We start from the raw sequence: 13,673 nt of genomic DNA, 5'->3' as shown, positions 1-13,673 counted from the left end.
ATGACAGTAGATGACATGCATGCACACATGCTAGGCGCAGCGCGTCATGACCGAATACAGCTCCGATCTTCTTCGCCTGCTCGCCGAGCGCGGCTATATCCACCAGATCACCGACGCGGCGGCGCTCGATGCGCTTGCCGTCAAGGAGATCGTGCCCGGCTATATCGGCTTCGACGCAACCGCGCCGTCGCTTCATGTCGGCAGCCTGGTGCAGATCATGATGCTCCGCCGGCTTCAGCAGGCTGGGCACAAGCCGATCGTCCTGATGGGCGGCGGCACCAGCAAGATCGGCGATCCCAGCTTCAAGGACGAGGCGCGCCGCCTGCTGGGCGAAGACGCGATCGCGCACAATATCGCGGGCATCAAGCGCGTCTTCGAACGCTTCCTGCATTTCGGCGACGGCCCGACCGACGCGATCATGGTCGACAATGCCGATTGGCTGGACAAGCTGGAGTACATTCCCTTCCTGCGCGAAGTGGGCCAGCATTTCTCGGTCAACCGCATGCTCAGCTTCGACAGCGTCAAGCTGCGCCTCGATCGCGAACAGTCGCTGAGCTTCCTCGAGTTCAACTACATGATCCTGCAGGGCTATGATTTCCGCGAGCTCTCGCTGAAACGGGGTTGCCGCCTGCAGATGGGCGGATCGGATCAGTGGGGCAATATCGTCAACGGCATCGATCTGACGCGCCGGATGGATGGTGTCGAGGTGTTCGGCCTGACCACGCCGCTGATCACCACCGCCGATGGCGGCAAGATGGGCAAGACCGTCTCCGGCGCGATCTGGCTCAATGCAGACCAGCTATCGCCCTATGATTACTGGCAATTCTGGCGGAACACGCATGACGGCGATGTCGGCCGCTTCATGCGCCTGTTCACCGATCTGCCGCTCGACGAGATCGCCGAACTGGAAAAGGCGGAAGGCGCCGCGATCAACGACGCCAAGAAGCGGCTGGCCGACGAGGCGACCGCGCTGCTCCATGGCCGCGAGGCGGCGGAAGCGGCCGCTGAAACCGCGCACCGCACCTTTGTTGAGGGATCGGCGGGCGCCGACCTGCCGACGCTCGCGGTGCTGGAGGACGGGATCGCCATCGTCGACGCGCTGGTCGGCCTGGGCCTGGTTGCATCCAAGGGCGAGGCCCGCCGGCTGATCAAGGGCGGCGGCGCGCGCGTCGACGGCGAGAAGGTGATCGACGATGCGATGATCGTTTCGGTCGGCGATTCACCGGTGAAAATCTCCGCCGGCAAGAAGGCGCACGGCGTTCTGACAGGCGTTTCCTGAACAATATGCTATCAGGGTAAGCGCCGCGTTAACCCGATAGCTACACCAGTCTTCAGCCCCGGAGGGTGCAATCCGTCATCAATCCGGGGGGAGACAGAATCGTGGCCGCACATCTGGCCCAGCATGTTTTTCAGGTCGATCAGCGGCGCGCGCAACGCGATGAGATCTTCATCGCGACCCGCATCCGTCCCTGCTCGCCCCCCTTCGGCGATCCCGCCCCCGCCTATCTGCTCAACGTCTCCCGCTTCGGCTTCATGGCGCGCACCGATCTTTCGCCGGTCGACGGCAGCCTGATCTCGATCGAGCTGCCCGAACTCGGCCAGCTTGTCGGCCGCAAGATCTGGTCGATGGAGCAGAATATCGGAGCCGAGTTCCTGGAAGCGCTCGATCCCACCGTCTATTTCAACCTCCTCGCAGCGATCGCGGCGGAACAGAGGCTTGCCGGGGCAGCCTAAGCCCCCCCTGTCGCTCCAGCGAAAGCTGGAGCCCATGCAATGCGACGAACTACGCCGGACAGTGCCGGGGACACTCCGTCAGAAATCAGCCTGATCGCAACAACCCCACCCCCGCATCGCGATCGAACAGATAGAGCGCGGTGCGCGCCGCCTGCCCGCGCGGTGCCTCCAGCCCGCCGTCGCGATCGACCAGCAGCCGCGCATCATCGGTCGCCATCGGCAGCAGCGACTGGATATGTTCGGGCGTCGCGAGCCGGAAGCGCGCTTCGCCCGACTGGCGGGTTCCCAATATCTCGCCGGCGCCGCGCAGCCGCAGATCCTCTTCGGCGATGCGGAAACCGTCATTGGTCTCACGCATCAGCGCAAGCCGCGCACGCGCCGTCTCGCTGAGCCCGTTGCCGCGCAGCAACAGGCACACCGAATGGCCGGTGCCCCGCCCCACCCGGCCGCGAAGCTGGTGAAGCTGCGCCAGTCCGAACCGGTCCGCGCCTTCGACGATCATCAGCGTCGCATTGGGGACGTTCACGCCGACCTCGATCACCGTGGTCGCGACGAGGAGCTGGGCTTCGGCGCGCTGGAAGCGCTCCATCACCGCGTCCTTTTCAGGCCCCTTCATCCGGCCATGGACCAAGCCGACACGATCGCCGAACCGGGCCTGCAATGCCTCTGCCCGCGCCTCGGCGGCGGCAAGATCGCTGTTCTCGCTTTCCTCGACCAATGGGCACACCCAATAGGCCTGCCCGCCGCCCGACAGATGCCGCGCCACCCCGTCGACGATCTCCGGCAGGCGCTGATCGGACATCACGCGCGTATCGATCGGCTGCCGTCCGGGCGGCATCTCGTCGAGCCGGCTGATGTCCATCTCGCCATATTGCATCAGCGTCAGCGTGCGCGGGATCGGCGTCGCGGTCATGACGAGCAGGTGTGGCGGCCGTTCCGCCTTTTGCGCCAGCAGCAAACGCTGCGCCACGCCGAACCGGTGCTGCTCGTCGATCACCGCCAGGCCAAGCGCCTTGTAGGTGACCGCATCCTGGAAGATCGCATGGGTGCCGATCAATATGTCGATCGATCCATCAGCCAGCCCCATCAGCGTCGATTCGCGCGCGCGGCCCTTGTCGCGGCCGGTAAGCACCGCCACCGTCACCGGCAGGCCCGACAATTCCTTCGAAATCGTCTCATAATGCTGGCGCGCCAGGATCTCGGTGGGCGCCAGCAGCGCGCCCTGCGCACCCGCCTCCACGGCGGTGAGCAACGCCATCAGCGCGACCAGCGTCTTGCCCGATCCCACATCGCCCTGCAGCAGCCGCAGCATCGGCCGCTCCTGCGCCATGTCGCCCTCGATCTCCGCCACCGTCCGCCGCTGCGCGCCGGTCGGCGCATAAGGCAGGTTCAGCATCGCGCGCAGCCGGCCATCACCCTGCAAGGCCCTGCCCCGTCGCCGACGCGCCGATGCGCGGACCAGCATCAGCGCGAGCTGGTTGGCGAAGATCTCGTCATAAGCCAGCCGTTCGCGCGCCTTCGCGTCGGACGGATCGGCATGGAGCCGCACCAGCGCCTCCCGCCAGCCCGGCCAGCCGCGCTTTTCGAGCACGCTGGGCTCGATCCATTCGGGAAGATCGGGCGCGCGCGCCAGCGCCTGTTCGGCCAGTTGCGCGAGCCGCTTGCCCGTCAGCCCTTCGGAGAGCGGGTAGACCGGCTCGCGTTCGGGCAGGGTTCCGGCTTCTTCAGGCGGCAGCACATGATCGGGATGGACGATCTGGAGTTGCTGGCCATAGCTTTCGAGCTTGCCGGAAATGATGCGCGGCTCGCCCAGCGGCAGCAGCTTCTTCGCCCAGCCCGGATTGCCGCCGAAATAGACCAGGCTCACCACATCGCCATGCCGATCGACCGCCTGCACGCGGAACGGCCCGCGGGGCCCGCCTTGGCGATAATCGGTCGGCGTCAGAAGGATCGTGACGATCTGCCCTTCCAGCCCCTCTTCCAGCGCTTCGATCGGCCGGCGATCGATCCAGCCGCTGGGCAGGTGAAAGGCGACGTCGATCGCACGCGCCAGGCCGAGGCGCTCCAGCGGGCGGGCGAGCTGCGGCCCGACACCTTTCAGCGCCGTGATTTCGGCGAACAGCGGATTGAGAATATCGGGTCGCATCGTTAGTGACCCGCTTATAGCTCAGCCGGCAGGCGTATCCAGTCGCCCGCCGGCCAATTCCTGTCTGCCCATCCAGTTCGGAACATTCATGGACCGCGAAACCCGCCTGAAACGCCTTTCCTTCCGCGCATGGCATCGCGGCACCAAGGAAGCCGATCTGCTGATCGGCGGCTTTTTCGATACCTATTCGGCCGGCTGGAGCGACGAACAGATCGCCTGGTTCGAAACGCTGATCGACGAAGAGGATGTCGAGATCATGGCCTGGGCGATCGGAACGCTGGCCGTTCCGGAACGCTATCAAGGCCCGATGATGGCCGAGATGCAGACGCTGACCTATATTCCGGTCGCGCGATGACGATCCGGCAACCGGGGACGGACACAGCGCATCGTGGCTGATTTCAACGCCATTCTTTCGGCGCGTTCGCCGCTCACGCTGGCCGGCGCGCCCGCCGGATTCCTGCCCTGGATGGTCGCGGACCTGGCGCGCGCCGCGTTCGCGCAGGGCGGCCGGCGGCTGGTGTTCGTCGCCTCCGACGATATCGCGATGCGCGCGATCGTCGATGCCGCGAACTATTTCGCACCCGAACTCGAGACGCTCGGCTTTCCCGCGTGGGACTGCCTGCCCTATGACCGCGCCTCTCCTTCGCTGCGCGCGACATCCGAACGGCTGGCGACGCTGCATGCGCTCCAGCGCGGCCTTACGCGGCCGCAGATCCTGGTCACCACCGTCAACGCGGTCACGCAGCGCACGCTGACGCCGTTCCGCATTCGCCAGCTCGTCGCCACGCTGGCGCCGGGCGAGCGCATCGACCGCGACGATCTGGCGGCACTTCTCCAGGCCAATGGCTATGTCCGCACCGATACCGTCGCCGATGCCGGCGAATATGCGGTGCGCGGCGGGCTCGTCGACCTGTTCCCCTCCGGCGAGGAACAGGCGCTGCGCCTCGACTTTTTCGGCGACGAGATCGAAAGCGTCCGCCGCTTCGATCCCGCGGACCAGCGCACCACCGGCCGCGTCGACGGCTTCACCCTGCTGCCGGCCTCCGAGGCGCTGCTCGATCCGGATAGCGTCAAGCGTTTCCGCAGCCGTTATCGCGAGATCTTCGGCGCCACCGCGACGGGCGATCCGCTGTATCAGGCGGTCTCCGAGGGACGGCGTCTGGCCGGCATGGAGCATTGGCTGCCGTTGCTGGAGGAAAAGCTCGCCAGCCTGTTCGATCATATCGGCAAGGATGCCGTTGTCGTCCGCGATGCCGGCACGGTGGCGGCCGCAGAACAGCGTTTCGAGGCGATAGCCGATTATCACGCCAATCGCGAACGTGCCCAGTCGAACGATCCCGGCAGCTACCGCCCGATCGCCCCGACCGCGCTCTATCTCGATGCGGCGGAATGGTCCGAACAGATCGCGCGCGCGCCGATCCACCTCGCGACACCCTTCCATGAACCCGAAAGCGCCAGCGTCATCGATTTCGGCGTCGACGGCCCGCGCGATTTCGCGCCCGAACGCGCGCAGAACGCCAATGTCTACGAAGCGGTCGCCGCGCATGCCGCCGCGCTGCGCAAGGCGGGTCGCAAGCTGGTGCTTGCCAGTTATTCCGAAGGCGCGCGCGAACGACTGGGCGGACTGCTCGGCGATCACGGGCTGAAGGCCGCCGCTCCGGCCGCGAACTGGCAGGAGGCGCTCGGAGTCGCCGCGTCGGGTGTCGCGCTGGTGGTCCTGCCGCTCGACCATGGCTTCACCGCGCCCGACGTCGCGGTACTGACCGAGCAGGACATGCTCGGCGATCGACTCGTGCGGCGGCAGAAACGGCGCAAGAGCGCGGACGCCTTCCTCAACGAACTCGCGACGCTCAGTCCCGGCGACCTTGTCGTCCATGTCGATCACGGTATCGGCCGCTATGAGGGGCTGACGCAGATTCCGGTCGGCCAGAGCCCGCATGATTGCGTCGCGCTCGAATATGCCGGCGGCGACAAGCTCTACGTGCCGGTCGAGAATATCGACGTGCTCTCGCGCTATGGTGCGGACAGCGAGAATGCGACGCTCGACAAGCTCGGCGGCGAAGCCTGGCAGCGGCGCAAGGCGCGGATGAAGGAGCGCATCCGCGAGATCGCGGGTGAACTGCTCGCGACCGCGGCCAAGCGCGCGCTGCGCCCCGCTCCCGTGTTCGAGGCCGAAGCCGGCAGCTATGCCGCCTTTGTCGATCGTTTCCCCTATCAGGAGACCGACGATCAGGATCGCGCGATCGGCGACGTCTTCGGCGATCTTGCCGCCGGCACGCCGATGGACCGGCTGGTGGTCGGCGATGTCGGCTTCGGCAAGACAGAAGTCGCGCTGCGCGCCGCCTTCGTGGCGGCGATGGCGGGCCAGCAGGTGGCGATCGTCTGCCCGACCACCTTGCTCGCGCGCCAGCATGCGATGAACTTCACCGAACGTTTCCAGGGTTTTCCGCTGAAGGTCGGGAGACTTTCCCGGCTGGTGCCTGCCGCCGAGGCGAAGGCGGTCAAGGAAGGGCTTGCCGACGGCACGATCGACATCGTCGTCGGCACCCATGCGCTGCTCGCCAAGGGCATCGAGTTCAAGCGGCTGGGCCTGGTGATCGTCGACGAGGAACAGCGCTTCGGCGTGACGCACAAGGAACGGCTGAAGGCGCTCAAGAGCGACGTCCATGTGCTGACGCTCACCGCGACGCCGATCCCGCGTACCCTGCAGATGGCGATGTCGGGCCTGCGCGAATTGTCCGTGATCCAGACCCCGCCGGTCGACCGGCTGGCAGTGCGCACCTATGTCATGCCCTGGGATCCGGTGGTGTTGCGCGAAGCGCTGCTGCGCGAACATTATCGCGGCGGGCAGAGCTTCTTCGTCACGCCGCGCATCGCCGACCTGCCCGATATCGAGGCGTTCCTGCGCGATGAGGTGCCGGAGATCAGCTATATCGTCGCGCACGGCCAGATGGCGCCGGGCATGGTCGAGGAACGCATGTCCGCCTTTTACGACCGGCGCTACGACGTGCTCGTTTCCACCACCATCGTCGAAAGCGGGCTGGACATTCCCAGCGCCAACACGCTGATCATCAACCGCGCCGATCGCTTCGGCCTGGCCCAGCTCTATCAGTTGCGCGGCCGCGTCGGCCGGTCGAAGATCCGCGCCTATGCCTATATGACGACGACCGCCGAGCGGCTGATGACCGAAAGCGCGGAGAAGCGGCTGAAGGTGCTTTCCGATCTCGACAGCCTGGGCGCCGGTTTCCAGCTCGCCAGCCATGATCTCGACATTCGCGGCGCCGGCAACCTGCTGGGCGACGAACAGTCGGGCCATATCAAGGAAGTCGGTTTCGAACTCTACCAGTCGATGCTGGAGGACGCGATCCTGGAGGCAAGGGCCGGCGGCGCCGGCCTGGAAGCACCGCGCGAAGCCTTCTCCCCGCAGATCAATGTCGACGCGCCAATCCTGATCCCGGAGGAATATGTCCCCGATCTCGATCTGCGCATGGGCCTGTATCGCCGCCTCAACGAACTCGACGACAGCCAGGGCGTCGAATCCTTCGCGGCCGAACTGATCGACCGTTTCGGCAAGCTGCCCGACGCGACCGAGAATCTGCTGCGCGTGATCGAAATCAAGCTGAACGCCAAGCGTGCCTGCATCGCCAAGATCGATGTCGGGCCGCGCGGCGCGCTGGTGACCTTCCACAACGACAGCTTCCCGAACGTGCCCGCGCTGCTTGCCTATGTCGAACGGCTGCAGGGCACCGCGAAGCTGCGCCCAGACAGCAAGCTGGTGATCACGCGCGCCTGGAACGATCCCAAGGCCCGGCTCAACGGCGCGCTTCAGCTCTCCAAGGGTTTGGCCAAAGCGGCTGCTTGACTCGGGGTTGTACGGTTTTTTAACCTTCGCCCGACAGCATGTTCGCGGGGGCGAAATAAAGTGGACGGACCGGTTTCAGCCGAACGCTGGACGAAATTGCTTGCGACGATCGATGCGCTCAAAAAAGCGGATACGATCGCGGAGGTCGTCGATATCGTGCGCGCGTCGGCGCGTGCGATCGCCGCCGCCGACGGCATCACCATCGTCCGCCGCATCGGCGCGCGCGTCCATTATATCGCGGAGGATGCGGTCAGTCCGCTCTGGACGGGCCAGGACTTTCCGATCGAACAATGCGTGTCCGGCCTGGCGATGCTGACGCATGAGGCGATCCTGATCTCGAACATCACGCTCGACCTGCGTGTTCCCCAGCATCTCTATCTGCCGACCTTCGTGCGCAGCATGGCGATGTTCCCGGTCGGCATCGGCGAACCGATCGCGTCGATCGGCCTCTACTGGAAACGAACGGGCCGGATCGACGACGAGACCGTGGCGCTCTTCGAATCGCTCGCGCGGTCGATGGGCGCGGTGCTCTACAATCTCGACAATATCGATCATGCGACCAATTATTGCGCTGGCCGGCGCACGCCCTGGGGCGCCGCCCCCGCCATCAATGGCTGATCAGCCGAACTGATCGACGAGCTCGGCCAGCCGCGCGCTGTCCACCGGACCGGAACACAGGAAACCCTGATAATAATTGCAGCCTTCGCGCGCGAGCAGCGCGAGTTGGCTCGCGGTCTCCACGCCCTCCGCGACCACGCTGAGACCGAGCGAGCGCGCCATCTCGATCACGCCGCGCACCACCACCCGGTCGCGGCTCGATCCTTCGATATCCTCCGCCAGCTTCTTGTCGATCTTGAGATAGTCGAGCGGCAAGGCCTTCAGATACGCTAGGCTCGAATAGCCGGTGCCGAAATCGTCGATCGCGACGCGGCAGCCGCCGGCGCGCAGCGCCGCGAGCAGCGCCGCCGCCTGCCCCAGATCCTCGATCAGTCCGCTTTCGGTGATCTCCACGGTCAGGCGCCCGCGCGGAAAGCCGCTCTCATCGATCATCGCCAGGAAACGATCGGCGAAGTCGGCGACCGCGATGTCGGCGGCGGTGACGTTGACCGACAGACGCAATGTCGAAAGCCGTTCGGGCCAGGCCGCGGCCAGCGCGACGGCGCGGCGCTGAATATGCTCCGAAAGCGGCAGCAGATAATCCGATCGCTCGGCAGCCGCGAACAGCGTCGACGCGCCGAGCTCGCCCAGTTCGGGATGACGCCAGCGCGCCAGCGCCTCGACGCCGTCGATCCGGCCCGTGGTGACGGAGATCTGCGGCTGGAACATGATCTCGATCTCGCGCTGATCGAGCGCACGCCGCAGATCCACCTCCAGCCGGCTGCCGAGCGCGACCGCCACCGCCTCCGCACCACCGATGGTGCGCACCGTTCCGCTTTCGCCCGTCTTCGCCTCCGCAAGCGCGGCGCTCGCACGGCGCATCAGCCCGGTCACGTCGTCGCCCGTATCCTGCGCGGTCGCCATGCCGATGCGGCATCCGAGCGGCACCATATGTTCGCCCGAAACGAACGGCCGCGTCAGCGCGCGCGCGATCTCGTCGGCGAGCAGCCGTGCACGCTCGGCCGGTTCGCCCTCTTCCAGCCCGATCGCGAATTCGGCGCCGGCGACGCGCGCGACCATCGCCGTTCGCCCCCCTGCCCCCATCGCGAAGCGCTCGATCTGCCGCGCCGCCGATCGCATGAGTCCGTCACCGGTCTCCCGTCCGAAGGCCGCGTTGATCATGTCGAAACGACTGACCGACAACAGCATCAGCGTCACCGGCGTTCCCGCCTTGAGCCGCGTTTCCAGCCAGCGCCGCGCGGCGATGCCGTCGCGCAGCCCGGTCAGCGCATCGCGCCGCCCTCGTGTTTCGGGTTCTTCCGCCATCTCGAGCGGCTCGATACTGCCGATCACGCCGCCGGCCGGATCGATGTGGAGGTGATGCGCGACATGCTCGCCCGAAGGCAGCCGATGCGCGAACGCCGTGGTGCGGGTTCCCGCCTGCCGCAGCCGGCTCAGCGCGGTTCGCGCGGCGGCGCGTCCCTCCATATCGAGCAGGTGATAGAGCGACATGAGCCCGTCGGCCCTGGATGTCGGCAATCCGATTCGCGCCCGCAATGGTTCGCCCAGCGTCACGCCCATGCCCGGCGCGTACCGCCACCCCAGGCCTCCGTCGCTTTCAGCAAGCGCGCGATTCCGGGCGTGCCAGCCGCCCGACAGGCGATCGCTGTGCCGTTCCGCGAAGCGCAGTGCCTGCGCGAACTCGGCCTCCCCGAACGGACTGGCGAGATAATGGGTCGCGCCCGCCGCGAACAACGCATCCAGCGCGCCGATATCGTTGCGCCCGACGATGACGAGCAAGGCGCCCGCATTGGCTTCGACCGGATCGGCGAGCGCGCGCGTCGCCGCCAGCCCCTCCGCCGGAGAACCGCGCGTGTCCACCACCGCCACCACCGCGCCGCTTGCGATGAAGCGGCGCTCCACACCTTCGGGCCGACGCGCCGCGATCGCCCGCCAGCCCGCCTTTTCCGCGGATGTCGCCAGCGCATCGCGATGCCGGAACGACAGCAGGAACAGAGGCGCGGGCTGAGGCGGTTGCGGCAGATCCGATACGGCTATGGTCACGCGGCCCCCCTCGCCGCAAAAATGATCAGCGGCGGACCCTAGCAAGGCCCATGGCCAGCGCAATCGCCTTTGTCTTGCCGGAACAGGGTGCAACGCCTAGTTGTGGGACATGACGACGGCCGGTTCACCACTGAACGCGCTCACCGATGGCCTTGGCCGGCGGATCACCTATCTGCGCCTCTCCGTCACAGACCGCTGCGACATGCGCTGCCGCTATTGCATGTCCGAGGCGATGACCTTCATGCCGCGCGCAAAGATCCTGAGCCTGGAGGAGATGGAGACGATCGCCGATCGCTTCATTGCGCGGGGCGTCCGCAAGATCCGGCTGACGGGCGGAGAGCCGCTTGTCCGGCGCGGCCTCGATCGCGTCGCGCGCCATATCGGCGGCCATATCGGCACAGGGCTCGACGAACTGACGCTGACGACCAACGGCAACCGGCTCGACGAAATGGCGGACACGCTGTTCGATGCGGGCGTTCGGCGCATCAATGTCAGCATCGACAGCCTGAACGCCGATCGCTTCCGCCACATCACGCGCTGGGGCAATCTCGATCGCGTCCTTCGCGGCGTCGCCGCCGCAAAGGCGGCGGGCCTCGCGATCAAGATCAACATGGTCGCACTCAAAGGCCTCAACGAGGACGAGATCGAGCCGATGCTGCGCTGGTGCGGCGATCAGGGCTTCGGCCTGACGCTGATCGAAACCATGCCGCTCGGCCAGGTCGAGGAGGATCGCACCGATCGCTTCCTGCCGCTGACCGAGGTTCGGGCGCGGCTCTCGGAACGCTTCACGTTGAAACCGATCGATTTCAGCACGGGAGGCCCTGCGCGCTACAGCCTGGTCGAGGAACTGGGCGTCCGTCTGGGGCTGATTTCCCCGCTGACGCGCAATTTCTGCGACGGCTGCAATCGCGTCCGTCTGACGGCCTCCGGCAAGCTCTATATGTGCCTGGGCCATGACGACCGCGTCGACCTGAAACAGGCGTTGAACGAGGGCGGAATCGACGCGCTCGACGCCGCGATCGATACCGCGCTGCGCCTGAAGCCAGCGCGCCATGATTTCCGGATCGATACGCGCGGCCAGTCGCCTGCGGTGGAACGTCATATGAGCGTCACCGGCGGATGACCCAATCGGAGTCCTGGGCCGAAAAGACGCGCGGCCTGATCGTGTCCCCCACCGAAGCCGCGCAAAAGGCCGCCAGGGAATTGCGCGAAATCTACCAGTGGGTGGAGCCGGAGCGCGCCGACATGCTTGTCGTGCTGGGTGGCGACGGCTTCATGCTCCAGACGCTCCACCAGATGCTGGAACGACGGCGGATCGTGCCGGTTTTCGGCATGAACCTGGGCACCGTCGGCTTCCTGATGAACGAATGGCGGCCGGATCATCTGGAAATGCGGCTGGCGCGGACGAAGATGTTCAGCGTGACCCCGCTGCGCATGGACGCCACCACGATCGACGGGAAGACCGTGTCGCTGCCGGCGATCAACGAAGTCTCGCTGCTGCGCGAAACCCGCCAGACCGCCAAGATCGAAGTCGCGGTGAACGGCAAGCCGGTGATTCCCGAACTGGTTTGCGACGGCGTGCTCGTTGCCACGCCCGCCGGCTCCACCGCCTATAATTATTCGGCGCAGGGCCCGATCCTGCCGCTGGGCTCGACACTCCTCGCGCTCACACCGATCAGCCCGTTTCGTCCGCGTCGCTGGCGCGGGGCCATTCTGCCGGAAAAATCGCGCTTCGGTTTCACCGTGCTCGACCCCGCCAAGCGCCCCGTCAGCGCGGTCGCCGACCAGCGCGAGATTCGCGACGTCGCCAAGGTGGAGGTCGCGATCGACCGTTCCGCCACGCTCAGCCTGATGTTCGACCCGGAACATGCGCTGGACGATCGCATCGCGATGGAACAGTTCGCGATCTGACGCTGCAGCACGATTCGCGACCGCCGACAAATCCGTACAGAAATTCCAATAAATTCAGACAATTGCCTATTATTTGAAGATATCGTGATCCGGCGCTTGCCAACCGGCGAATCTCGCTGCTATAGGCCCGCCTCCGATCAGTGTTCCCCGGTAGCTCAGCGGTAGAGCATCCGACTGTTAATCGGACGGCCGCCTGTTCGAATCAGGCCCGGGGAGCCACCGTCTTTCGCCGCCGTTTGTGCGCTAGGCTACGCTGAACTACGCTAGAACCGCCCGGGGTGCGACGGGTACAATCTAGTAGAATCAATAAGTTAGCCGTTTCGGCGCTCGGCAAAGGAAAGTTCGCGTCCCGTATGATGCTCGCGAACTTTCATCAGCCAATTGGAGGGCTCTCCGCCGTTCACTGATCGCGCAGATTTGTCGGGAGTTCCCAGCGCTCGCCGAAATCGGGACGCAAGCTTTTCGAATTGATGGTCGATCGGGTGCTCGGCGCCCGAGTCCAGAGGACGGCGCTGCGGCGATCGACCTATGGTCGGCGCTTGCCAATGTCGATTGGTACGGGCCAGAGGATTCCATCGTTTCCTATTCACTTCGGACCGCCGGCGATCTGGTTACCTGGGTCAGGGAAGACGGGGATTATCTCGATTGGTACTGCTCCGGTCCGGCCGCTACGGTCACGCCCTGGATCGACAACGCCCTCGCTGGCGAGGGATGGCGCTGGAGAGCGTCTGACAGGTGAATGGCTGCGATGCGCCTCAATACCAGTTATCTATCAGCGATTGCCCTTGATCCAGAAGCAGCCGTGACGAACTGGCCTCGACGAGCATCGGAATCTGAGGGGATTTCAATGCTTGTAAACCTGACGGCGATAGAACACATCTGAGATGGGGCGTGTGATCGGATTCTGGGCACACCAGGCAGGGGAGATTTGGCGTGACCGCCGACAAGCATCGGCAAGTTCCGGCTCTTACCGTCAACCAGTGGTTGCCGGGCTGGGAGAAGATCGACTTCGATCCTGAAGAACATCGGGCCAAACCAGCTCAGCACTTCTACCTATTTTCATTGCCTGCCCGCGAATTACGCAGCCTGTCGGGCATTGCCAGGCGCATGGCCAAAGATGCCGCGCCGAGGACTGAAGATCTTGGGATCCAGCGGCAGCACGACCCCGAGCGATCTGAAGAGATTGGCCGCTTTGTCGAATATGGGTTTCCGTGGTCGACCCTAAGCGATGCTAGGCCGTAGACTCATAAGCCCGTAGCCACAGCCTCATTGAGGCGAGTTGGACCATGGCGAGGAAGTTCGCGGCGAGCTTATCGTAGCGGGTTGCGACCCGGCGGAAGTGCTTCAGCTTGGAGAAGA

The 13,673-nt window shown here is 65.5% G+C and carries 10 protein-coding genes, 1 tRNA gene and 1 pseudogene; 9 read left to right on the top strand and 3 right to left on the bottom strand.

Translation table 11 applies throughout. From position 1 onward, the window contains the following. Positions 1-46: 46 nt before the first annotated feature. Positions 47-1,279 carry a tyrosine--tRNA ligase gene (tyrS, locus tag K7G82_RS00060; RefSeq protein WP_222987786.1) on the top strand — a complete coding sequence of 411 codons (1,233 nt, stop codon included), beginning with the start codon at positions 47-49 and terminating at the stop codon, positions 1,277-1,279. 101 nt (positions 1,280-1,380) lie between these two features. Next, positions 1,381-1,734: a hypothetical protein gene (locus K7G82_RS00055; RefSeq protein WP_222987785.1), complete on the top strand. Its 354-nt coding sequence runs from the start codon at positions 1,381-1,383 to the stop codon at positions 1,732-1,734. Positions 1,735-1,819: 85 nt separating this feature from the next. Here K7G82_RS00055 and recG read toward each other — a convergent pair whose 3' ends face one another. Further along, complete coding sequence (gene recG, locus K7G82_RS00050; protein ID WP_222987784.1) at positions 1,820-3,880, bottom strand: ATP-dependent DNA helicase RecG; 2,061 nt, start codon at positions 3,878-3,880, stop codon at positions 1,820-1,822. Between the two features lie 88 nt (positions 3,881-3,968). Between recG and K7G82_RS00045 the strand changes: the two genes are divergently transcribed. From K7G82_RS00045 to K7G82_RS00035, 3 genes are read left to right on the top strand one after another with little or no spacing between them, the layout of a single operon-like run. After that, a complete protein-coding gene (locus tag K7G82_RS00045; RefSeq protein WP_222987783.1) occupies positions 3,969-4,235 on the top strand; it encodes an FAD assembly factor SdhE in 267 nt (88 codons plus the stop codon). A 33-nt stretch (positions 4,236-4,268) separates the two neighbouring features. Further along, on the top strand, positions 4,269-7,742 hold the full coding sequence (gene mfd / locus K7G82_RS00040) for a transcription-repair coupling factor (RefSeq protein ID WP_343228490.1): 3,474 nt from the start codon (positions 4,269-4,271) through the stop codon (positions 7,740-7,742). Between the two features lie 60 nt (positions 7,743-7,802). Next, positions 7,803-8,360, top strand: a complete 558-nt coding sequence (locus K7G82_RS00035; RefSeq protein WP_222987782.1) for a GAF domain-containing protein — start codon at positions 7,803-7,805, stop codon at positions 8,358-8,360. Here the strand turns inward: K7G82_RS00035 and K7G82_RS00030 are convergent, their stop codons facing one another. Continuing rightward, positions 8,361-10,403: a putative bifunctional diguanylate cyclase/phosphodiesterase gene (locus K7G82_RS00030; RefSeq protein WP_343228489.1), complete on the bottom strand. Its 2,043-nt coding sequence runs from the start codon at positions 10,401-10,403 to the stop codon at positions 8,361-8,363. It abuts the gene before it with no gap. A 109-nt stretch (positions 10,404-10,512) separates the two neighbouring features. On the opposite strand from K7G82_RS00030, the gene moaA reads away from it, so the two are divergent. From moaA to K7G82_RS00010, 4 genes are all read left to right on the top strand, one after another. Then, positions 10,513-11,526 carry a GTP 3',8-cyclase MoaA gene (moaA, locus tag K7G82_RS00025; RefSeq protein ID WP_222987781.1) on the top strand — a complete coding sequence of 338 codons (1,014 nt, stop codon included), beginning with the start codon at positions 10,513-10,515 and terminating at the stop codon, positions 11,524-11,526. After that, complete coding sequence (locus K7G82_RS00020) at positions 11,523-12,314, top strand: NAD kinase (protein ID WP_222987780.1); 792 nt, start codon at positions 11,523-11,525, stop codon at positions 12,312-12,314. The genes moaA and K7G82_RS00020 overlap by 4 nt, the downstream gene beginning before the upstream one ends. Positions 12,315-12,458: 144 nt before the next feature. Beyond that, positions 12,459-12,533, top strand: a tRNA-Asn gene (locus K7G82_RS00015). A gap of 714 nt (positions 12,534-13,247) precedes the next feature. After that, the gene (locus K7G82_RS00010) at positions 13,248-13,556 is read left to right on the top strand and encodes a hypothetical protein (RefSeq protein WP_222987779.1); all 309 of its coding nucleotides are present in this window, start codon (positions 13,248-13,250) and stop codon (positions 13,554-13,556) included. On the opposite strand, the pseudogene K7G82_RS00005 reads toward K7G82_RS00010, so the two are convergent. Further along, positions 13,546-13,673, bottom strand: a pseudogene (locus K7G82_RS00005) (IS5/IS1182 family transposase); the annotation flags it as partial. The gene K7G82_RS00010 and the pseudogene K7G82_RS00005 overlap by 11 nt on opposite strands.

Origin of the sequence: Sphingomonas colocasiae, assembly GCF_019880585.1 — a bacterium.
Taxonomy (GTDB): domain Bacteria; phylum Pseudomonadota; class Alphaproteobacteria; order Sphingomonadales; family Sphingomonadaceae; genus Sphingobium_A; species Sphingobium_A colocasiae.
Note: the sequence above shows the minus strand (reverse complement) of the source record. Positions and strands in the feature narration are given on the sequence as shown.